Source organism: Marivirga salinae (assembly GCF_030503855.1).
Classification (GTDB): Bacteria; Bacteroidota; Bacteroidia; order Cytophagales; family Cyclobacteriaceae; genus Marivirga; species Marivirga salinarum.
Genome location: NZ_CP129971.1, coordinates 601,651 through 626,856, shown reverse-complemented (window position 1 = coordinate 626,856; position 25,206 = coordinate 601,651). Strand labels below are relative to the sequence as shown.

General features: G+C 35.3%; 13 protein-coding genes. All 13 read left to right on the top strand.

Annotated elements, in window-relative coordinates; translation table 11 throughout:
* The first annotated feature begins 1 nt into the window (after position 1).
* The 13 genes from QYS49_RS02675 to QYS49_RS02615 all read left to right on the top strand — a co-directional run bounded on the left by QYS49_RS02675 (position 2) and on the right by QYS49_RS02615 (position 25,195).
* Positions 2-9,946, top strand: coding sequence for a T9SS type A sorting domain-containing protein (locus QYS49_RS02675; RefSeq protein ID WP_308350094.1), 9,945 nt, complete (start codon positions 2-4; stop codon positions 9,944-9,946).
* A gap of 335 nt (positions 9,947-10,281) precedes the next feature.
* A complete protein-coding gene (locus QYS49_RS02670) occupies positions 10,282-13,989 on the top strand; it encodes a fibronectin type III domain-containing protein (RefSeq protein ID WP_308350093.1) in 3,708 nt (1,235 codons plus the stop codon).
* Positions 13,990-14,056: 67 nt separating this feature from the next.
* Positions 14,057-14,674: a hypothetical protein gene (locus QYS49_RS02665; protein WP_308350092.1), complete on the top strand. Its 618-nt coding sequence runs from the start codon at positions 14,057-14,059 to the stop codon at positions 14,672-14,674.
* Positions 14,675-14,691: 17 nt separating this feature from the next.
* Positions 14,692-15,312: a hypothetical protein gene (locus tag QYS49_RS02660; protein ID WP_308350091.1), complete on the top strand. Its 621-nt coding sequence runs from the start codon at positions 14,692-14,694 to the stop codon at positions 15,310-15,312.
* A gap of 108 nt (positions 15,313-15,420) precedes the next feature.
* Positions 15,421-16,338, top strand: a complete 918-nt coding sequence (locus QYS49_RS02655) for a HEAT repeat domain-containing protein (RefSeq protein ID WP_308350090.1) — start codon at positions 15,421-15,423, stop codon at positions 16,336-16,338.
* Positions 16,339-17,071: 733 nt separating this feature from the next.
* Positions 17,072-17,899 carry an ABC transporter permease gene (locus QYS49_RS02650; RefSeq protein WP_308350089.1) on the top strand — a complete coding sequence of 276 codons (828 nt, stop codon included), beginning with the start codon at positions 17,072-17,074 and terminating at the stop codon, positions 17,897-17,899.
* Between the two features lie 228 nt (positions 17,900-18,127).
* The gene (locus tag QYS49_RS02645; protein ID WP_308350088.1) at positions 18,128-18,652 is read left to right on the top strand and encodes a UpxY family transcription antiterminator; all 525 of its coding nucleotides are present in this window, start codon (positions 18,128-18,130) and stop codon (positions 18,650-18,652) included.
* 499 nt (positions 18,653-19,151) lie between these two features.
* Positions 19,152-20,399 carry an ABC transporter ATP-binding protein gene (locus tag QYS49_RS02640; protein ID WP_308350087.1) on the top strand — a complete coding sequence of 416 codons (1,248 nt, stop codon included), beginning with the start codon at positions 19,152-19,154 and terminating at the stop codon, positions 20,397-20,399.
* Positions 20,392-21,147, top strand: a complete 756-nt coding sequence (locus QYS49_RS02635; RefSeq protein ID WP_308350086.1) for a hypothetical protein — start codon at positions 20,392-20,394, stop codon at positions 21,145-21,147. The genes QYS49_RS02640 and QYS49_RS02635 overlap by 8 nt, the downstream gene beginning before the upstream one ends.
* Positions 21,144-22,226, top strand: coding sequence for a glycosyltransferase family 2 protein (locus tag QYS49_RS02630; RefSeq protein WP_308350085.1), 1,083 nt, complete (start codon positions 21,144-21,146; stop codon positions 22,224-22,226). The genes QYS49_RS02635 and QYS49_RS02630 overlap by 4 nt, the downstream gene beginning before the upstream one ends.
* Before the next feature lie 355 nt (positions 22,227-22,581).
* Positions 22,582-23,361, top strand: coding sequence for a sulfotransferase domain-containing protein (locus tag QYS49_RS02625; protein ID WP_308350084.1), 780 nt, complete (start codon positions 22,582-22,584; stop codon positions 23,359-23,361).
* On the top strand, positions 23,358-24,242 hold the full coding sequence (locus tag QYS49_RS02620) for a glycosyltransferase family 2 protein (protein WP_308350083.1): 885 nt from the start codon (positions 23,358-23,360) through the stop codon (positions 24,240-24,242). Before QYS49_RS02625 ends, QYS49_RS02620 begins: the two co-directional genes overlap by 4 nt.
* An 11-nt stretch (positions 24,243-24,253) precedes the next feature.
* Entirely contained in the window at positions 24,254-25,195 is a 942-nt protein-coding gene (locus QYS49_RS02615; protein WP_308350082.1) for a glycosyltransferase family 2 protein, read from the top strand.
* Positions 25,196-25,206 lie beyond the last annotated feature (11 nt).

The window sequence follows — 25,206 nt, the reverse complement described above, 5'->3', positions numbered from 1 at the left end:
TATGAAGAAATTTTTACTGATATTATTTACAGTCTTATTTATCTGTACAACTGAAAAGCTTTCAGCACAAGAGGTGAGTAGTGTAAATTTAATTGACCCTACTGATACATTAGACGTGTCCATTACACTTAATGCTGAAATTAATACTGATGCTTCAGCGGACGTGAATTATTCTTTTGATTATGGAACTACAGCAGGGGGGCCATATAATACAACTGTTTCAGGCTCAGAAACTGCTGTAAATATAAGTCGTGAAGTAAGTGAAGGACTTACCAGTTTAACTCCTGGTGAACAATATTTTTATAAGTTTACGGCTAGTACCACCTCACCTGCTTCAACTCAATCGACTGCAGAATCTACTTTTTGGACATTATCAACACAACCATCATCGCATGTAAATAACCTAGAGTTAGGGGTTAATAGATTCACTGACAGCATTTACCTTACTTTTGATAGTTATACTTTTCCTGATAATGGTGGGTTTTTATTATATTATAAAGAAGGTACTACACCACAAGATTTAACCGATTTAAAAAATGGTGATAGACCTGAGACACAGATTGCTGGAGCTAATTTAGTATTTGAACCAGACGATACTAAAACTGTAATTGGTACCGCTGGATTAAGCCCTGGAGTTGAATATACATTTATACTACCTATTTATAATACTAATGGAAATGATGATGAAACATTTCATTTTCTAAAAAGTGGAGCCCCAGTTCGAACATATTGGACGTTGTCCGCCCCACCTGCCGGCATAACCACTTTAGGCACTGAAAATAATATAGCGGCTAATTCTGTTGATCTCGATTGGAATGATGTAACGGACGCTACTGGTTATGTAGTAATCTACACTCAGGACCAAAATGCAATTACTACGGAATTAGACAATGTGATAGATGGAACAACTCCAGACAATCTTAATTTCTCCGGAAATGTCGGTTCAAAATTTGTCACCAATAGTCAAGCTACCTTAACAGGATTGCAGGCAGATAGAACATATTATTATTATGTAATCCCTTATGCAGAGGCTGCTGATCCTTCTACGATAAACTATTTTACGCAAACTGCTCCAGAAGAGGGTACATTTTTAACATCCTGTATTACGCCTACAGAAACTGTAAGCAATCTGCAAATAGGAACCGTAACTTCAAATAGTATTCAACTCACTTGGGATGATCCAGATAGCTTAAATGTTCTAGTTGTAGCTCGTATTACAGGTGAAATAGCAGCTACATTAGTTGATGATCAAATATATAATGCCAATAGTAATTACTCTTCTGAACAAATTGGAACCACTGGAAATTATGTGGTCTACAATAATACAGGTACTGGCGTAAATGTGACTAATCTAAGTGATTATGAAGATTATACTTTTGATGTTTATTTATATAATGATAATGGAGAATGTTATAGCTCCAAGGAAATCATAACACAACAGACGAGCTGTGATCCTGCAACCACTTCAGTAGGCGGAGAGCAAGCCATCAATATTTCCTCCAATCAACTTGATGTGGAATGGACTAAAAGTTCAGGGGCGGTAGACGTATTGGTGGTAGCAAGGCTGGAGTTGACAGCAGCTGAAGTTCCATCTCTTAATACTAATTACGATGTAAATTCAAGTTTTGAAGATGGAGGAGGTACAGCCCAAACTGGAACGGGTAATTATGTAGTTTATTCCGGTAGTGGGTCCAGTGTTACAGTTACAAATCTGGATGCTCTTACGGATTATGCATTTGATATATACGAATACAATCCTAATGGTTTTTGCTATAATACTAATGGAGAAACCGTTTTGGCTACAACTGATTGTGCTCCTCCGGATGCCCAATCTTCTTTTAACCCAATTAATGCAGCAGATATAAACCCTCTTACAATTGAGGTAAGCTGGACCTCTGTTTCAGGTGCTGATAAATATTTGGTGGTGGTGAGAGAAGAAAGTCCAGTGAATTTTGAGCCGGTAATAGGTACTCCTTATGAAACAGGTGTGGACAGTGATTATACTGAAGCTGTTCAAGTGCAAGGAGGAGGAAATAATGCTGTATATAATGGAACTGGTAATTCCGTTATGGTTTCAGGCTTAAATATAAATACATCATATTATTTTGCTGTGTTTGCTTATAACTCATCTGGCAATTGCTATGTAACCCCTGCCTCTCCAGGAACAACTACTGCAACAACGGATGGAGTAGCATCTAATAATACCCTGAACTTTAACGGAGGAGCGGCAACTATAAGCTCAGTAGATAATGACAATACAGGTGGAAACTTTATTACGGTTTTAGATTTTGATGCTGTTGAAGGAGGTAATGAAGTAGGTAATGATGGAGTGGATACTAAACTTGAGTATTTTACTTTTTCAAGAGCCGCTGGAGACTACTTTGGAGGTTTAAATATAGCCTGGAGCGATGTTATTGCTGAGGCTAGATTGGTTAATGTGACTAATAACATCACACAAACAAATGATGTAACGGTAAATAATGATAATATTACAGTTGATATTCCAAGCAATCAAAATGATGATAATACTGAAATTGGATTTTTAGAGGAGGGCACAACTGTCAGATTTCAACTTCAAGTCAGGTTAAATGAAGTGATCAGTGCAGCTGAGATTGATAATAAAAATCTGGTATTTGAGTTAGCTCCTGCTGATGTTCTGGTTGAAGATAATTCGAGTACGTTTGATGCGGCTTCTACAACTATTTCTTCCGGAAACGGCAATAATAAAATTGTTGTGCAAGCAACCCAATTTGAATTTACAACAGATCCTCCTGATCCAGTAAATGCTGGTGTAGATGTAACACCACAAGCAGTTGTACAAGCAAAGGATATTAATGGTAATTTAGATCTTAACTATGGTAATTTCACCATTTCAAATGCAGATAATATTCCAATGAATAATTTACCTGCAACACCAAGTTTTACTAATGGAGAATTCGAATTCCCTGCTAACTTTAATTACCAAGGTAGTGGTGATGGCACTTTAACCATAACGGATGGAAGCAATCTTTTTGACGTTTCTTCTATCTCTGTAACGGTGAATCCAACTATAGATTTAACAGAACTTACTGCTGGCTTAAATAATGGAACACTAGAAAGTAGCACGACTGATCAAGCAGTATTAGGTTTTGCAATTGATGTTCTAGGATCTACTCAATTTAATTCTATTGAATTTTCTACTAATATTGATTTAACAAATAAGGTCAGTAATATTCAATTAGTAGGCTCAAATGATAATACTTATGATGGTACAGATGGTGTAATTGCCTCTTCACCAACAGTCGATAATGTGGCCAATACCATTTCTTTTACGGGTTTATCTGAGAGCCTAACTTCAGGAACTTATAATTACTTTCTTGTTTTAGATGTAGAGAATAGTGTAAATGAATTTGACACGCCTGATTTAACTTTAGGATTGGATATTTCAGATATTGGATTAAGTAATTCACCGAATAAAAATGCAGCTAATTTCTCCCAAACCTATGGTTTTAAGGATGTTACCAAGCCTGAAGTAAGTCAAATTACCGCTACCCCTGTGGTTTTGTCGGATTCGGATGACGGAACTGATGCGCTTGAAATCAAGGTTACTTTTAATGAGATAATGGATAATTCCATTATTCCAATTATCTCCTTTCCTAATCCTGCAGAAAATCCTACCAATAGTTTAACTGGCCCTAATGGCAACTCAGGATGGTCTTTAGATAATACTTTTTATACTTTCTATTTCGATTTAACAGATGCAAATGAGTTAATAGAAAATATAGATGTTTTGATTAAAAATGCTGAAGATAAATCAGGAAATGTATTAAGCGATTACACAGAAACTGATTTATTCACTATCGACACAGAAAATCCAACAGCTATAGATATAAGCTTTAATATTGCTGAAGTTTCTCGCTTAGATGATCAATTGGTACTTACGGCCACCTATAATGAGGCTATGGACCAAAACTCAATAGTTAATTTTAATGTGAATGGTACTGCAAACTTAGACTTAGTTTCAAGTGGATGGAATTCAGCAACAGAATATGAGGCTACTTTTACACATGATTTAACAGAAGAAGAAACCCAGAATGTAATTATAGAAGTTGCTGGTGGAACCGATATCGTAGGAAATATTGCCGTTACCGAACAATCTGGAGATTTTTCTATTGATACTCAAAAACCAAGGCTACTTGAAATTGTATCCACAAGTGATAACAAATTATATGGCCCAGGTGATGAAATCAATATCCAACTGGTTTTCGATGAAGATGTAGACGTCAGTGGAACACCATTATTAGATTTAAACTCTGGCGGACAAGCACAATTTCAAAGCGTTGCAGGAAATATAGTAAATTTCAAATATACTGTTGAAGGCGTTAATTCTGGTGAAAACACACTCGGTTTGGATGTGGATGCTTTTGATATGAATAGCGGCACTATTCGAGATTTAGCAAACAATGATGCTGAAATTGTATTACCAGTTGACCCTAAACGACTTCAAGATAATGCAGCTATTCAAGTGGATACAAATCCTGCAGATATTGTAAATGTGACAGCAACTCCAGATCAAGGATTTTTCTCAACGGGTGAACAAATCGAAATAACTATAGAGTTTAATGAGGATGTAGAGGTTACGGGTACACCATTACTGGCTTTAAATTCTGGGTCCAATGCCGAATATGCAAGCGGCTCCAATTCTACAATTCTTACTTTTAATTATACAGTTGAGGCATCTGATGGTGGTGCTATTGTAGATGTTTCCGATTTAAATTATGCAGATATAAATAGCCTAAACCTTAATGGAGGAACAATTGTGGATGCAGTAGGGATTGCTGCTAATTTAGATTTACCAGCGACTGCAAGTGCTAGTTCTTTAAGTGGGAACACTAGTATTACAATCGATACCGAAGACCCTGAATTAGCAAATAATCCTTTCAATCCTACAAATGGAGAGTTTAATGTTTCTCAATCTTTGAATTTTACTATTGAGATGAACGAGCCTGTTTCTGGTCAAGAAACTGCTAATATCTCAATAATTGATAAACAAACCACCACGGTTATATCGGTATTAGATGCAGGAACTGCTTTTACAAATAACACTAGCAATACTTTAGAATTTGATTCTTTTGAAAATCTGTTAGAAGACTCCACAGAATACTATATCGTATTTGATCCAGGAGCTTTAGTAGACCGTGCTGGAAATGAATTTGCAGGGTTTACAGCCGATAATATTTGGTCATTTACCACTTTTGGGCCTGCCAGAATAGATGATTTTTCTATTGGAGCCTGCGTAGGGGAAGTTTTTACAATCCAAGGTCAATACTTTACGGGAGTTAGTAGAATTAGAACGAACATCAACGGAACTACGCCTTTTACAATCTCTACTTTCACCATAATAGATGATGAAAACATAGAGTTTACCGTACCTGCTGGAACTGAACCAGGAACAATTACCTTGGATAAACAAAATGGACAAGCCGGAAATACTGAAGATGCAAGTACTACTTCCGTTGACCCAATTAAGGTTGGGCCAAGCAGCGCTCAGCTAACTTTGGTGAATCCATCTAATTCGGAAATATGCGATATTGATGATTTAGGTAATGAAAATGAAGTGGAATTTACGGTAGATATTGTAGGAGGTTCTGGAGTTTATACACTTGTTTATCAAGTCAACTCTGAAACTCCAATCACCATTACGGCTTATGAAGAAAATCAAACCTTTTCAGTTGTTCCTCCTAATCCTGCAAGTAACAATGTCACCATTTTGTCTTTGACGGATGAAGATGATGATCTTAATACTTGTAGTGCACCTGATTTAGGTGCTGATGTAGAAATTTTGAAATTTATCCGATCTAGAGTTGACGCGGGTGGATTTGAATCTCAAGAGAATGATTATGGAATTATTGAGCTTTGTGGTGCCAATACGAGCATAGTCGATTTTTCTGATCAAACTTTGGTGACTACTAGCCCAAGCATTACAGGAGATGTTCAGCAAGGAACATGGACTATAGATGATGGACCAAGCTCAAATGGAGGTGGGTTTTCACCTGATTTTTCTCTAAAATCTGTTCAAACGGATCGACCCGATACGGTTAAATATTATGCAAGCTTTGCTGATGGTATTAAAGGTGAAATTACGCTAGAACTAACTTCAGATGATCCCGGAGGCTTAAACCCTTGTGTTGGAACTAATGATTTTGTAATCCTTCGATTTGTAGAATCCATTTCAGTAAATACCGATAAAAATGTCTCAGTTTGTTTGGAGGAGGATGAAAACGGTGTCCAATATGCAGTTACAACATTAAATAGCGCAGTTTCAGGAGGTTCAGCATCAGATATTTTGGGAATTGAATGGACTAGAGTAGATGAATTTAATGAGGCAGTAAACCATGATGGCAGTTGGGGCTTTAAAGATGATGAAAATCAAGCTACTTATTCATTGACTTCAAATGCACTTAATCCTATTTATAAAGCAAGTCCTCAGGAAGTACAAGAAGGCCGCTCAACTGTTGAGGCTTTACCCGTTCTCCTATCAGGTGTTGGCTGCGGACCTTTATCAGACCCAAGAGAAGTAAATATTAGAATAAATGACAAGCCAGATCCAACAAAATCAACTGGTCCTGAAATTGTGTGCGCAAGCGAGCAGGAAGTTAGATTTAGAATGAATCCTTCTAGCCCTGGAAACACATTTGAATGGAAGTTTACGGGAGAAGAAAATGAATTTGATGGTTCTGTCAATAGTAATTTAGTATTTGTTAATTTCAGAAGTGTAGAATCGGAAACTACAGACACCTTAGTCGTTCAAGAATTTAATCCAAACACTGGCTGTATTAGCAAACCAGATACATTTTTCATTACGTTAAAGCCATTGCCAATAGCTAATATTAAATATAATTCAACTACCACTATATCTAATAGTGCAGAATTAATTTCTCTTAAAGGAGAAGGCGGAGTAGAAGGGAACTTAGTTGAGGCCACTGCGGATAATGGTCAGTTTACCGGGCGTGGTGTAATTCAAAACAGCAATGGTGATTATTTCTTAGATAGTAGCCAGTTAGGCGTAACAGATATTACGGATGAAGAAGATATACATGAAGTCTTTTTTACTTTTACTAATGAATTTGGCTGTTCTTCTACAGATACGATAGCATTTAATGTCTTTGATGCCGAAAGAATTTTCCCTGCATTAGCAGAACAATATTGTCAATTAGATGAAGCCGACACTATCAGTGTTGATAATGCCATTGTTCCCGATGGATTTATAGTAAGTGCCATTGATGGTCCGGGCATCACAGAATTAGGCTATACCGATGTAATTGTAGGAACGGATACCATTTCTGTTTTACGAGTAATTTTTGATCCTGCTACTGCTTACGAAAATAATCCAGATACAGAAAATCCTAGTTTAATATCTATCACCTATTCTATTGAGGATCCGAATAACGCTGCCAATAATGTAGCAAATGTGGGTGAACAAATTGTAACCGTAAACCCATTACCTGTATTAGAGATTGATGATATTGAAGCTAATCTATGTTCTTATGATGAAAATCTAGAGTTTGAGCCAATTGGCAATAATGGTGACAATTATTCTTTCAATCTACTTAATGAAGAATTATCAGATACTCTTATGTTAGGCAATAGTATCGAGGGCTTTGAAATGAATCTTAAACCATTGGATCAATACCTTACTGATAATAATCAAGATTCGATTGAAATCTTTGTAGAGTATACTTTAACAAATCAGAATTCCTGCGTCAATTCTAGAATATATAATTTCGTAGTATGGAGACAACCCTCTCAACCTGTTTTAGAATCACAAGATTTATGTGTTGTTGACGGTGTTATTGATACTGCCAGGGTTGAATATAATGGTGGTAAACCTGATGAAGAACTAATATGGTTAACGAGTGATGACTTTACAACCGATCCAGATGCAGTTATTGCTACTGGTGATACTTTCGTTCCTGATGCAGATTTCTTTGCCGCTGGAAATACACGAATCTTTTATGTATTCAGATTGAATGTGGATAGTAAAGGGGAAGAAGACCCTTCTTGTGTGAGTTTACCAACTAAAGTGACTTACAGAAGAATAGATAATCCGGGTTTTGAATGGAACAAGTCAACTTTCGGTGATGAAGATATCATTTTCAAAGGCCTGCCTAATCAAACTAATCTGGCAACAGCCGAGTGGACTATTACCAAAATTGGTGATGAAATAGAAGTAGATAAGAATGCTATCACTCAATTAAACGATTCAACTGTGGCAGTAGATTTCAATAGCTACGGAGCAGGGCGTTATAGCGTCAATTTTAATGTTTCTACCGTAAATAGTTGCTCTGCTGATGTAACAAAGGAAATCATCATTTTACCAGAAGCGGATCTAGCTAATGAATATAATTTTGAGTTTGAAAATTCAACAGAAGGTTGGGTGAGCAGTGGTTTTAAAAGAAATGGAGCTGATGCTGATAAAAGGCTTTGGGATTTTGCTATCCCGACTGGCGCTTCCACTTTTGAATCTAACAAGCCGGTTTGGATTACCAATGCTGAAGGTTCATATGAATCAGATATTGTTTCTTATGTGTATTCTCCTTCCATGGATATTAGTAATATAGAGCGCCCTGTTGTGAGTTTTGATCTTTGGATTAATATGGCGGAAGATGAAGACGGTCTTATTTTGGAATATTCTACTGATGGGAAAACAATTGAAGACCCTGAAAAGACCTGGCAAGTTTTAGGTAATATTTCAGATAATGTTTCCTCTGGCTTGGAGTGGTATAATGCTACGGCTATTGAGGCTTTGCCAGGAACGAATAATAATAACCCTTTCGGTTTTGGATGGTCTTTTGAAAGTAATGCAGAAAGCATTGAATCTGTAAACGCTAAACATACCTTAGAGGAAATAGAGGACCGAGACAGTTTGATATTTAGGTTCCAGTTTAAATCAACCTCAAGTGAAAATAATTTTGGGAATGGAGATGGAGCAGCCTTTGATAATTTCAAAATTGAAAGTCTGAATAGAAATGTATTAATTGAGTATTTTGGAGATTACACAAGATCTGAGGATGCTATAGAAATGGAAGCAATCAACACCGAGTTTACTGAAAAAGGTAATTTTGCTTGGATTAACTACAGAGTAAACGAAAACGATCCTTTGTATCAGCAACAATCATCTTCCATGCTTTCCAGAGTATATTATTATGATGCCTATGAGTTTGCAGATCAGTTTGCTATAGATGGTGAAATCAGAAATGAATTCACTGAAGTAGGCGCTAATGATTTAAGTCGTGCTAGATTATTTAGTAGTAGTATCTCAAGGATTGAATTGGATGTATCTCTGGTAAATGAAAATGAATTAGGAATAGATGTTAACTTTCAATCAAATGAGGAGTTAGGTGAAAATGTCAATTTATATGTCGCAATACTTCAAAAAGAGATCAGTGATGGAGCTCAAGGCACCGATCCTACTGTGACTTATTATAACGTTTTACGCAAACTATTGCCTGGCAATAGCGGTATTGAAGTTTCGGGCTCTAGCGGACAACAGACTGTTAATTTCAAAGCGAGTCGTCCATCTGATGAAAATGCTTTGGCCATAGTGGCATTCTTGCAGAATACGGAAACTGGTCAAATCCTTCAGTCTGCTTATTTAGATGGCTTCCCAGAGCTTACATTTTCAAATGTAACGGCTATTGAAAAGGAATTAAGTGATCTAGATATAAGGCTTTATCCAAATCCAGCGCATGATAACTTAAATATCCGCTGGGATATCCCACTTCAGCAGGAAGCTAAAGCTAAAGTGATTGACATAACCGGAAAAATCATAAAAGAATTTAGATTAAGAAGAGGTGAAAGTTTTTATGAGCTGAATACATCCACATTGAAAACAGGCATGTATAATCTAATCCTAACCAATCAAAAAGGGGAACACAAAATGATGAAATTTGCCGTTACTAATTAAAAAGAATTTAAAATTTCGAATTTTTTAATTATGAATGAGTCTAGATTCTAGGCACCAGTTTCCACATCCTGGAATCTAGACTTTTTTCTTCCCACATCTAATCCCATAGCTAACGCGAGCTTCCAGCTCGTGATCCTAAGTTTAAACTTCTCTGTTGCTTAATTTCAATACAATACTAAAAAAATTATATTATATTTTTTGAATTCGCCCCAAAATCCATACTTTTGGATTTAAAATAACTATAAAAACGAACCAAAACATCCCCAGACATTAAACTTCAACCAAAACCATACCCTTCCCGAATACTAGCGCAAATAGTTAGTTCTACTGCAAAAATGCTAGAGCTAGCGCGAGCTTCCAGCGCGTGCTTTAACTACATTTCGAAGCAAATTGCCAGCTTACTCATTTGCTTTCTTTTATCTTTCCCTGCATATACACAAAACTCAGCCGACCCTGTGCAGGTCACCTCCAACCTGATACCACCCTACAGCCTTTACCTTTCGGATTATAGCGATGCCAACCAAAATAAATGGAACATTCAATTATTGTTAAAAGATTTCACCCAGACCAGTTACCAAGCTAAATTAAGAATTACCATTGAAGGAGCAGGTATAAGGTTAAGAACTCGTCAAGGTTACAGCCCCGGCCCCATCAGATTGGAACCTGGACTCCCTTATAAAGTAGATGAAACGGATTTAAGCAACTACCTCAATATCCAAAATATGGAAGTCAGCGGGATCAACCGCAACAAACTGGCTTCCACCCAAAAACTGCCGGAGGGCTTTTATGAGTTTAAGATTGAAGTATTGGATTATAATAGAAATAACAAAGTCAGCAATACAGGGACTTCCATGGCATGGCTGGTGCTGAATGATCCACCCTTATTGAACTTACCTTTTGAAGAAAAGCTCAGAATTCAAGACCCGCAGCAAGTACAATTCCAATGGACTCCCAGACATACTTCCTCACCCAATAGCGCTTTTGAAACCGAATATATTTTCAGGCTTTGGGAAATATGGCCAGAAGGACGAAACCCCAATGAAGTGGTGAGAACCACCCCGCCCCTTTTAGAAAGAACTGTGATGACCACCAGTTATTTCTATGGACTGAACGATGCTTTGCTGATCCCCGGCAGGAGCTATGCCTGGCAGGTACAAGCAATTAATCTTAATGGAAGAGACCTTTTCAAGAACCAGGGCAAGAGCGAAGTGAGATGGTTTAAATATGGAGATGAATGCTTACCCATCACCAACCTGGGGGCAGAAGCCTTAGGCACAGACCGCATCCGCATCAACTGGGAAGGCGGCTGGAACCACAACCGCTACATAGCTCAGATCAGGGAGACAGGAGAAGAAAAATGGATCAGCTATGGAACCAATATAGAGACCAAGGTAATCTATGACCTTCAAGCCATTACCGAATACCAGATCAGGGTAATCCCCAGCTGTGGCGCCATTGAAGGAACGGCAGAAAGCACCCTTACTCTTTCCACCCCCGAGCAAGAATTAAATGATTTTGAATGCGGGGCAGAATCCGATCTCCCAACAATAGAAAACAGGGAGCCTATTGAGCAATTAAACCCAGGAGATCGAATTACAGCAGCGGGCTTCACCGTCATACTGACGGAAGTAATCAAAACAGGTGATACTTATACAGGCATGGGCATGATAGAAGTACCGCTTTTCAATTCAGCCAGAGTGGAGGCCATGCTGAACAACATAAAAGTCAACACCGACAAACAATTGATAGGCGGGAATGTGGAAAGCACCCTCAATCCCAATGGCCCCTTTATTTTGGATGTAGATGTTGTAGGAGAAGAGCTCAGCGAGGAATTCGGAAATGGAGAGGACAACAATGGTGAAAAAGAAGATATAGGTGATTTACCCGAGACGGATATTGACATAGATGGAGAAATAGCGGATGTAGAATATGACGAAGAGGAAGGCACTATTACCGTGACCGATACAGAGGGCAACACCACCGAAATTGATTCCGAAACTGCAGATGAAAACCAGGATGGTAACATCGTGATAGAGGATGATAAGGGGAATGTTTATGTGGTGAATGATAATGGGGAAGTGAGTGGGCCGCATCAATCTAATCCTGATACCATAACAGACGATACGCCCATTGATTTCATGGTGCAATTTAAAGAAAATGAAAATCAGCAATACGGATTTGATTTTAAACAGCATGAGGCCCTTTCATCGAGATATGAGCAAATGCAGATCAATGGGGAGAATTATAGCATTCCTTGGAAATCCATCAAAATGGGGTCAACTGATCCCATTACAGCAGAAATAATTGGCAAGGATGAATTTCCAGACATGATAGGCTTTAGAAACCTATCCTCAAATTTAGCCACTAATCCTTCCGAGTCTCCAACAGAAAAGACCGTCACTATCCAGACAACTACAGAGGAGGAAGAAATCACAGCATATGTGCTGCAGGAAAGCACCAATGAAGAGGGTGAAACGGAAGAAGTAAGCATAACAGTCGGAAAGCTGAAAGTAAAGCAATATGAGCTGATCAGAAAAAATATAGTGTTAGTACCGATCAACAGTGCCCAGATACCTAATGCCTCATTATTACAGGAGGAACTCAACAGTATTTATGGCCCAGCAGTAACAGAATGGGAGGTGAGCCAAGAGAAAGAACCATATGAGGTTCCAGCAGATATATTGGAAACATTAGATGAAGGAGAAAGCGGCATCTTCGCAAGCTTTCCGAAGAACATGCGTCAGTTCAACAGAGAGTTTAAGCGCAGTAAAGATAATTTTGACAAGGATGCCTATTACCTGTTTGTACTAGAAGGCGACTATTCTGATAAAGCGGGCATCATGCCCTTCAAAAGACAGTTTGGCTACATCTTCAAGGACAATGCAGATAACTTCACCAAAACAATAGCCCATGAGTTGGCTCATGGAGCCTTCCGATTAAGACACACCTTCAGCGAGGAAGGCTTTATAGCCTCTAAAAACAGCACCGACAATCTTATGGACTACCGCCCTGATGGCACCGACCTTTACAAATACCAATGGGATTTGGTGCATGATCCTGAAAGTATGATTGGGTGGTTTGAGGATGATGAGGAGGGGGAGATGGGCGATTTCTGCACTCCATTTGTAACTAATTTGTTAGATGATATTCGAACAGTAAATAATGAAAAACCTGATCTAGTTGAAATAAATTGGTCTGGTGAACAAGTTGAATGTGGTATATTTTATGATTTTAAATTAACAAATGATCAAATAATTTCTGAATTAACATTTGTAAATAATGTTGAATCTAATCAAGTTGTATTTGGTAGTGATATTTACAAAAAAGAAGAATATAATGATTTTAATTTTATTTATAAGTTCGGCAATTATGATGTTGTAAATGAGGAAATGAATGAAGAGCTTCCATCAATTTATTCATTTATAGTACCAAAAGAGGATTCTGAAAAGTTCGAAGAATATCTATTTCCTCACTTATTTTATAATAATACGGAAGTAATTGAAAGTAACGAAATAATTATAGAAGTGAGAAGGTTAAAATATAACAATAATCGAACGGTTGGTATTGTAGATGTTGATAATGGTGCTTTCTCAGGTTATACATTGGAGTTGCCAAAAGGTACTAATGAGGAATGTCAAACAGGTTGCACAGTAGAAAGAAAAAGTAATGGAAATTGCCATAGAATACAAAAAGGTAATTATAAATTTGATTTAACCACTTATTCTAACAAAGAAAGATTTATAAATAAATCTTTAAGGGTGTTTAATGTACCAGGAAGAGCTGGAATATTAATGCATCGTGGAGTAAATGCAAGAATATGGTCATATGGGTGTATATTAGTTATGCGAAATGACCCATCAACTGATGCGGATGACGCAAAAAAAACTGAGAGAACAAATAATGTGGATGATAGTGAGCAATTTTCCATAGAATTACATAATTATGTGAGAGATAGAGAAATAGAAATAAAAGCTAATAATCCAGAAATTAAAAACGTAAAGAAAACTTTAATAATAACGGAACAAAATGAAACAAATGGTTAAAAAATCAATACGTTTGTATATAACGTTTTTAGTTTTTATAATTACTGTGTCATGTAATGGTCAAAACATGAGTAATGATGTATTGAAATACATAAAAAACAATTTAAATAGTGTTGAAATTTTCGAACTATCATTTGCCAAACAAGAGTTACTATATTACTTGGAGAATGATACTTCTGGGATAAAAAAATTTCAGAAAAAATTAGAAAATCGATTTGACAGTCGTATAGCTAATTCTATTAAATACATGAATTACAGGCAATTTAAAGACCTTAAAGTTCGGATCCTTAAAGAAGAAGACTTTTCAAAGAAATTTCCACATTCTTATGAATATTTTAAAAATTTAGAGATTCCTGAATTCCCAAAACCAAAAGTGGAAAATTACGCTATTTTTATAAAACAGAATTTAACATTTCCAGAAGACATTGATTACCTATTTTTATATACCTATTTATATGAAAATGATAAAGAAAACTGGAATGAGATTTATAGAAATTCTGTAGTAAAATACAATTATGATAATTGGTTAGAATATGGTTATTCGGAATTTCGAGATTCTCCAAATAATTTAGGTAAACAAATTATCAATAAGAGAATAATCAAACAAATTATCACGGAAAATAAGAATGCAAATAATGAATTAGTAAAAAAAGGATTAAATATGTTAAGTGAGTATTTAGAATGATTTTAAATACTTTTACTATGAAAAGATCAATTCTATTTTTAAGCGTATTTATTAATTCAGCTTTCATCAATGCTCAAGAGTTGCCGTTAGATTGCATGGAAGGAATTTGGGAAATATACAGAGAGGATGAACTTCAGTCATTTTCAGTTAAGAACAACCATAATAGTTTAACATTAAGTTATCTACCTAATGGTAAAGAAATAATGATATCAGAAATAGTAATAGGCTTTTTAGATTATAATCCTAATGAGTTAGGAAAAGTTAATTATAAAGATTTAAAATCACAAGGAGATTATTATGTGGAATTATTTAAAGGTGATATGAATCGAGATAGTGTCTTTAAGGCATTGTATTTTTTAACCCCCGAATATGATGGCTGTGATGATAAAGGGTTATATATTCAAGCAAGAGATTTGATAGAGTATACTCGTTTGGAGAGATTGCCAAGTAGAGCTATTCAATATCTATATCAAGAAGGAAAGAAAGTTGAACGTGACTATATCTCAGAGTATTTAAATATAAAAGTGGCAGAAGTAATAGTAGAAAAGTCTGTTATTTATTCTTCCCCAAATGAACCTACTAAAATGTATTTGGTGTCAGGTGACGTACCTAAAATATTAAAAGAAAAAGATGATTAGCTTAAAATAGAATATTTGGGATCCCGATTAGTTACAGGATGGATATTAAAATCAGACGTAGATTTTTAACAAATTTATTATTTAAAAAAAAACAAAAATTCTAACCCCATGAAAACCCTCCTAACCATAACCCTACAATTCATAACCATTTCTTTATGGGCACAATCACCAGTTGCTACCCTCAACCAATATTTTCAAGAAGCTAAAAATGGCAGCTATACCACAGCACCCCAAAGCCTGTTTGATCAAGAAAATGATTTCAATCAACTACTTTCAGAACTGGAAAAATATCAATCCGATAGCACGGCTCGGATTCGTTCAAAAGCTTATAACTTAAGCAATCGTTTTGCACGTATTTCGGATGCTGAGGCAGTAAAAGAAAAAGCTATTGATCAGCAAATCAAATCATTAAATGATGTGGATAGAGGAATTGCAGGAAATGCAATTGAGGCTATAACTAATTTCAAAAACACCACATTTACCGAAAGCCAGAAGTCCCTAATTTTAAGCCATCTAAATGCTGAAACTCCTCATTTCAATGATTTCGTAAAACTGATAGGATTCTTACAAATCAACTCGGCTATACCAAGACTTGAAAGCTTATTAGTAGCAAAAAAAAGCGCAGTCACAAGATGGAATATTAGATTAGCATTAGCTCGAATGGGAGATGAAACCGCAATCAATTACATCATTAACCGCTTACAAAAAGCACCCATCAATGATGGCTTTGCTTATGATATTGTACCAGGTTTAGTTTATACTCGACAGCCTAAAATATTTGAATTTCTGGAAGTTCAAATCCAAAGTGATAAAGCCAATTGCAGTGTAGCCAATCCCGATAGCAACCAAAAAATCACTTGTGCTTATCGAATAATGGAAGAACTGCCTCATGCTATCAAAGAATTCCCAATCCCTACAGACGAATATGGAGAATTAATGGTGGACGATTATGAAAAAGCATTAACAGACCTGAGAAAATGGTTTGATGAAAATGACACCTATTCCTTTAATAATAATGTTTACTAATTAGAACCTGATAAATTTTAATCCTACATAAGCAGTAATTAGGACAGCTTGTGCTTCCTCTTGCTAATTTAGAGATGGTCATTAGTCATACTTCCAACTCTCGCTTCCATCTCCAAACTCTTTCTACTATATTTGTCAATTAAAGTATAAGCTGAGCCAAGTGGATATCTCAATACCCTTTTTCCTTGCAGGGACACCCTAATTATTCATAGTATAAATATTTTGTCAAATATTCTAAAAGCATCCTGAAAAGAGGTTATTATAAGGGTATAATAGGGCTGAATTTACCGGATGAGTTCATTTATGGCTAACTCCCCCAATTTCGCCCTAAGCGAAAAAGCGGGCTGGAGGGTAAAATGGCGGGCAGGCTATGGCATTTGCGGGAAGTAGCATCATTTTACCTAGATTTTTTGCTTACTTTTTCATCAATGGAAAAAGTATGAATGATTAAGCTAGTATTAAAATTCAAAAATTGGCAATTTATTGCTTGATTCTGCTCTCTGGGACACCATTAAACATTGAAAAAGTGCTTTTAAACCAATAAAGAGAAGTATTCTAATTTTACCGAGGAATACAGGTGTGTTTCCTCTTGCTAAGTGGAGATGGTCATTAGTCATACTTCCAACTCTCGCTTCCATCTCCAAACTCTTTCTACTATATTTGTAAATTAAAGTATAAGCTGAGCTAAGTGGATATCTCAATACCCTTTTCTCACTTTTCAATACTCATAAACATGGAAAAATTAGTTGTTGACGCCTCCAAACCAAAATGGCACATCAATTTGAAAGAATTGTGGGCTTACAGGGATTTGTTTTACATATTAGCCTATCGGGATTTGAGAGTTCGATATGCCCAAACATTTTTGGGGCTACTCTGGGCTTTCATTCAGCCATTGGCAACGCTAACGATCTTCACAGTGGTATTTGGGAAAGTTGCTCAAGTAGAAACAAGTGGAGTGCCTTATCCTCTATTTGCAGTTTGCGGTATGGCATCCTGGTCGTATTTTTCCTTTGTTCTCAACCAATCTGGGAATTCCATCATAGGAGCCCAGGAAATGGTGAAGAAGATTTACTTTCCACGCCTGGTCATTCCATTGTCTAAAGCTTTAGTGGGTTTTGTGGATTTCGCCATTGCATTATTATTTGTGGTGATTTTGATGATTTATTATGGATTTATCCCACCTGCAAATATTATTTACTTGCCGATATTTATAGTCTTAACCATTGTTTCAGCCTTGGCAGTTGGGATTTGGTTAAGTGCCTTAACGATACGCTATCGTGATTTTCAGCATGTTGTGCCATTTCTAGTGCAATTTGGACTTTACGCTACCCCAGTGGGCTATCAAGCTAAGGACGTTATCAAAAGATTACCTGATTGGGGTTCATTTATCTATTATGCGAACCCTATGGCAGGAATTGTGGAAGGCTTTAGATGGAGCCTTTTGGGTGGAGATCCACCAAGCATCTTCGCTTACTTTTCCTTCAGCATCGTCATCCTTCTTTTCATTACGGGACTTCTTTATTTCAAAAGAGTAGAAAAGGTCATGGCAGATATTGTCTAGAGAAACTAGAGGCTTTTCATCTTCTTTTAGGGTGAAGTCAATAGCTGATGCAAGTGTCTCCCTTGTGACTATTTTCGCAGTTGAACATTGGGGTACTAATTTCCCCTTTGGGGATTAAGGGGCTTAACAAGCTAACTCGTCAACCCACCAACTCAATCCATCGAAATCAAATAAATTCCTTTTAATAAACTGTTTGAAAACGTAATTTTACATGTTATAATGCATAGTATGGAATATTGGTTTGCCATTTACACTAAATCCAGAATGGAGAAGAAGGTTGCGGATAGGCTTGCCGATCAGCATATAGAAGTCTATTGCCCAACCCAAACGGTACTTCGCCAATGGTCCGACAGGAAGAAGAAAGTGAAAGTTGCCGTATTTCCCTCTTATGTTTTCGTGAAATTTAATGAGGAGCACGAAAGGCTCAAGATATTACAAACTCCCGGAGTAGTCAATTTCGTACGTTATTTGGGCGCAGATGCTAAAATCCGACCAATTGAAATTGATGCCATACAAAATTTGTTAGGAGAATATGAAGAAGTAAGTCTAGAACCTATAAAAGAAGGAGATAAAGTGCAAATACAGCACGGAGGTATGAAAGGACAAGAAGGTAAAGTAATTTTAACGCAGAAAGATAGAGTAATTGTATATATTGAAAGTTTAGGACTAAGCTTAAAAGCAGAACTAAGCAAAGCGAAGGTCAAGAAATTAGGAAAAGAGGAAGACGATAAAAGTGGGAAATACCATTTCTAATGGAGTTACTGCAATGGTTCAAGCGTCCGCTTGTGCTTGTTTGCAGATACTGAAAAGCTTGTATTGTGGAGATAGCTGGTCCAAGCGGACGCTTGAACCATTGAGAGGATCATTTTAGCACATTGGTCTGACGGTTGAAACCGTCTGACCAATAAAGTAGAAAATAGTGATGAACTTATTATTTTCTACAACTATAAATCCGTGAGACTATCTCCTCCGCTGGCGCGCGTTTCCAAACGCGTGCCCACTATCAACTTGCTAAGTACCAAAACTGGGACTGAAAGGGCGGAGCCATAAATAATTAGTAATTAAGAAGTAGCACAAATTGCTTTACTTTTTTAATATTATAAAGTGTTGCTTTCTTAAATTTTTGGTTAATATAATAGTATTAATATTTCCTTTACACTACTTTAATAAATCTGTGAGACTATCCCTTCGAGGAGATTATAGGGGTGTAAGTAAAAGCAGAAAGCCCTTGCAGCAAAAACAATAACAAAACATGACAGACACCGCCATCAGCGTACAAGGCTTAGGCAAGCATTACATCATCGGACATAAAAAGCAAGGAGAATTCCGCCATGCTTTAGGCGATAAACTTAAAGGTATTTTCAAACCTGATGCTAGTGAGAAAGAAGTTTTTTGGGCACTAAAAGACATCGACTTTGAAATAAAGCGAGGCGAGGCGGTAGGCATTATTGGCCGAAACGGAGCAGGTAAAAGCACCCTCCTTAAAATACTCAGCCGCATAACCGACCCCAGCAAAGGCCGCTTTGAAATAAACGGACGAGTATCCTCTTTGCTTGAAGTAGGCACTGGCTTTCATGCAGAACTTTCAGGCAGAGAAAACATCTACCTCAATGGCACTATTTTGGGCATGAAGCGAGCCGAAATCAAACAAAAATTTGATGAAATAGTAGATTTTAGTGGAGTAGAAAAATTCTTAGATACACCCGTTAAGCACTACAGCTCGGGTATGAAAGTACGATTAGCTTTTTCAGTGGCAGCCCACTTAGAACCCGAAATTCTTATAGTAGATGAAGTGCTTGCTGTTGGAGATGCCGAATTTCAAAAAAAATGCCTTGGTAAAATGGATTCGGTAAGTAAAAATGAGGGACGGACAGTGCTTTTTGTGAGCCATAATATGGGGGCTGTTCAGAATTTGTGTGATCGAGGAATCTTGTTGGATCAAGGAAAATTAATTGAAAATGATTTAATGGAAACGGTTATTAACAAATACAAAAACAGGTTTAGTTTAACTAATGAAGGAAAATTAATTATCACAGACGATATTAAAAGAGAAGGTAGAGGGTTACTTAAAATAAAATCAATAGAACTTATAGAAAACGAAAATCCTGTAGATTTTTTTTCTATAGGAAATAAATCTGCTTTTAGAATTGAAATTGAAAATTTAAATCAAAAAGCAATGCAAAATATTGAATTATCAGCAGGGATAGATGATGCTTTTGGTAATAGGATGACGCATTTCAGTAATAATTTCACAGAACAAAATTTTAGTTTAAAACCAGGAAATAATTTTATTGATATTGAATTCAAAAAATTACCATTTGTGGTAGGAATTTACACACTCACATTACACTTAACACAAAATGGGGTTATTGATGATTGGTTAAGAGGAGTATTCAGTTTTATGGTTGAGAGTGGACTTTATTATGAGAATGGTAGATTGCCCGCTGCTGGCAAAGCACAGGTTTTGGTAGAACAAAACTTTAGACTAATCAATGATTAATTACGAGTCTTTCAAAAAATGGCATAATTCTTTTACCAAAAAGAAATCGAGACCTTGGTGGTATTGGAAAACAGTTCAGATTTTTATGAATAAAGGAATAAAACTTAAGGGTGATACTTTAAGTCTTGAAAACGACCAACTTTTAAAAATTTATAATCAAAATATCTTAACTTCTGAATTAAAGAACCAAATCCAAGTAAGTACAGATAATTTGTGGACTTTGGATGCTGAAACTTTAAATTTCCTTTGGGCTGAGTGTAATATAAATAAACCAAAAATTATATTGGAGTTTGGTTCTGGAATTAGTACCAAGCTTTTTTATCAGTATTTTGCTGAGTACCCTCAAAATCAATTTCTCTTGATTTCTATTGATCAAGATCAATTCTATTTAACAAAAACTTTAAATGCTCTAAGGAGTGATTTAACGAACGTAACACATCATCCAATGAATTTCCCAACAGGGAATAATGGTTTTATGCTGAATCATGAGCTAATTGAAAACATTATTAAAAAATATGGAGAAATAGACTTTGTACTTATCGATGCACCGTATGGAGCGTGGGAGGCAAGGTTAAACACTTTGCCCTCTATTTTGAATTATTGTAAAAAGAATGCTTTATGGTTTTTAGATGATGCATTTCGAGATAGTGAAATGGAAATTTTGAGAAAGTGGAAGGGAAATAATGAGATTAAAATAGAAGGAATAGTAAATATTGGCAAAGGCATAGCAAAAGGTTTTGTAAAATGAAAAGCCCTTTAGTTTCAATAGTTATTCCTACATTTAATAGAGGATCAATAATTAGAAAAACCCTTGACTCAGTTTTATCCCAAACTTATGAGAATTGGGAATGTATTATTGTTGATGATGGTTCAAAGGACAGCACCTTTGAAGTTGTAAAGACCTATCTAAGAAAAGATAGCAGATTTAAATTCTTAAAAAGAAGCAGAACGCCAAAAGGTGCCCCTACTTGCAGAAATATAGGAATAGAGAACGCAAATGGAGATTATTTGATATTTTTAGATTCTGATGATATATTGTTATCGGACTGTCTTAAGGGGAGAACGAAATTTTTTGAAAAATATAGTGACCTATATGAGTTCTTGATTTTCCCAGGGACAATATTTAATATTGTGAATCAAACTATAGCTTTTTCCTCCAGGTTTCTTGAAGAACCTGATGTTCATCAACTGTTACGAGGCGTTGGCGCATGGCAAATAATGGGTCCCATTTACAAAACAGGGTTTTTAACTGAAGAGAAAATACTTTTTGACGAAGAACTAATTCAACTTCAAGACACATTCTTTCATATTGAATGTATCTTGAAAAGTAAAGGTAGATACCTCAACCTAAAAAACACGGTGAAACCGGATAATGTTGCGATAATACGATCCATAAATAGAATTTCAAATTCAAACCATTTTTCAATTCAAAATGAAAATAGAATAAGATTTGGAACTAAATGCTTAAACCTCATTGATCAGACAAATGAGAAATTACTGACCAACCTAAAATCTATTTTTATTATGGGTATTATAACAGCATTTGATAGAAATAAAAAAGAGATAGCTTGGTCAAATCTTATTAGGCTAAGTATGCTGAAAATTTACACCCCAATTGAATTGCTGAGAATTTATTTAGTATACTTTTCTTATCTTTTCAATTTGCAAAAAATAAGAGGATTTTATCAATTTAGGAAATTTCTTTTACACAAATATAAATTGCATATTTGGGGAGGTGGTAAATTAATAAGTGAGGGTACAGAAAAATGTGTTATTCTTGAATTGAAAAGATTAGGTATTGTTAAAACTAACAAAAAACTTAAGTGAAAATTCTATGTGCCAAATACGAAATGCCTAAAGCCTTTTTCATGTGAAAATCTCCTGTTAAATCTTTAAAATTTATATCGAGATAAAATTAAATATCGAAATGAGGAATTCAATCAAATTTGAAAGCTGAACATAAAAGTTGCTCTATTGTGAAAATAAAGATGCTGTATTCCTAAACTATTACTCAAATAAGGTAAATATAATTTTGATATTCAATTACTCATTAACAAAGAATTAGCGGGTGAAATTGAGGATGGGGTCCGACTGAAACTTAAAAGTGACAATGTATTTGATTCCAAAAAATACCTTAGTTTAATAATATCAATTTATCAGTTCATCAAAGAAAAATTGTATCTTGAGAAATAAATCTGTATTTTATGTGGCCGGTATGCACCGATCAGGCACTTCCTTAACTGCTATGTGGTTGGCAACTGAAGGGTTAAATTTTAGTGGGGAGCTCTTGGGTGGCACATTATCAAATAAATATGGGCATTATGAAAATATTCAACTTCTTAATTTTGCAAGTAAAATTATAAAGAGACACGGACATAATGATGATGGATTGAGACTTAAGAATTTCATTCCGATAACTCTTCAGGAAAATAGCATGAAAGAATTTTTATCGATTGTAGGTGCTGCATTACAGAATAAAAAGCATTTCATTTGGAAAGAGCCAAGATCAACTTTACTAATTAATGAGTATAAAAAAGAGTTAGATTTAAAAATACTGGCAGTTTTTAGAAATCCTGACGAGGTTGTAGATTCTTTATTGAGAAGATATAAATCTACATTTCCACCAGCACGAAGAAGTATAATTAATGCGTATAATTTATTAATCAATTTTCATTTCAAGAAGGCCACATTGAAATCTCAATTTTTAAATGACTGGAAAATTTATAATCAACAGCTAATTGATTTTTATAAGGATTACCCAAGTGATATTCTGTTATTTGATATTGAAGATTTACAAAATAATCCACATAAAATTGCAAAGGATGTAAGTGATTTTTTAAACACTAAGGTTACAGCTGAAGGTTTTTACAAAGTATTTGATAAAAAAGAAATCAGTAAAATTAAAAAAGCCCATTTCAAAAAAAATAAAATTTACAGCAAGTTGAGGCGTATTTCAAAATGAGTTTAGCCATTGTTATACCAGCTTTTAAAGGTAAATATTTTAAAGAAACACTACAGTCTATTGAAGATCAAACTTGTAAAGATTTCCAACTATACATTGGAGATGATGATAGCCCCGATAATTTAAGAGATATTGTTTGTTCTACTCTTAAAACAGTACAATATACGTACAAGAAATTTGATAAGAATTTAGGTTCTCAAAATCTAGTCGCACAATGGGAGAGATGTATTGATTTAATAAATGATGAACGCTGGATTTGGTTGTTTGGAGACGATGATGTTATGAGTTCAAAGACGATAGAATTTATCATTCCAGCTTTGAATACTGAGAAAAGTCTAATTAGACTGAACAAAGCTTCTAATATTGAAAGGTTACAAAAAAATAATTTTGGAACAGAGAAACTTAATTTTAAGGACTTTTTAAGAGCTTTTAGTATCAATGAAACTTCAATGTCAGATTTTTTGTATAAAAGAAGTGTTTATTGCAAGGTAGGAATTACTAATTTTCCTGCTGCATGGAATTCAGATATAGCAACTATTCTAAATATCAGCTTGCATTCAAATGGGATTTTTTATTTTAATAGTAAATTGATATACTTCAGAAAATCGGATTTACATATATCTAATCCGAGCAATAATAAACCTGAAAAAATCAAGGCAGATCGTTTATTTTTAATTTGGCTAGTTTCTTTCTTAAGAAAACTAAATAAAAATGAAAAAGATGTTTTTTTTGAAGAGTTTAACACATTGCTTTTTAGAAAGCTGCATATCATATTTAAAGCTCAAAATACAGTATTCTTTTTTATAAAGAACTTAATAATCAATTTTAAACTTTTTGGGCTTTGCAAGGGTGTTAAAAATTTGTTTTATCTTTTAAGATGATATCTGTAATAATGCCTGTTTTCAATGCTGATAGATATGTTAAACAAGCAATTCAATCCATCAGAGATCAAACCTATCAAAGTTGGGAACTTCACATTTGTGATGATGCAAGTGAGGATGCCTCTTGGCAAATAATTCAGCATTGCAGCAAATTGGATTCTCGCATCAATATTTACAGAAATAATGTAAATAAGGGGAAAGTTGCAACAGTAAATTCTCTTTTGCGAAGTTGTCGAGGGAAATATCTAACTATACATGATGCAGATGATTGGTCAGAAAAGAATAGGTTTGAATTGCAACTTAAGACTCTAAAAGAGAGGTCTATTAAAATGTGTGGCTGTTCATTTAATATTGTGAATAAAGACGGTTCGTTTTTAAAACCGGTTATTATGCAATCTAGTTATAGCAAAATAGTGGAAGGTTTAAATAGTGGTAGCCAATTTCATGGGCCTACAATGATTTTTGAAACAGATATAATTGAGGATATAGGGGGATTATATAGAGCATTTTTACATGCTGAGGATGTTGATTTATCACAACGTATAAGTGAGAATTTTGTCACAACAAATTTAAAAGCAACCTTGTATAATTACCGAATACATAAAGATTCTCTAACAAATAGGGTCGATTTAATCGATGATGAGCGGTTTATTAACTTTGAAATTATGCGAATCCTAAAGAATCAACGAGAGAAGTTTGGTAGTGATGTTTTAATGGAGGGAAAAGATTGGGAATATAGAGAACTAAAAAATAAATTAAAACATAAGTACAATAGTAATCCGACCTTGAAATATGATCAAGCAATAGCACGGTTTATTTCTATCGGTTTGTATGGGGCAGCAATACATACATTTTTTATATGTATAAGAAGGCACCCATTCAATCTTAAGACTTATATTACGTTTAAAAATATGCTGTTTAGTATGTATTTAAGACGAAAAGTAATAGTGTAATTCTTTTTTTT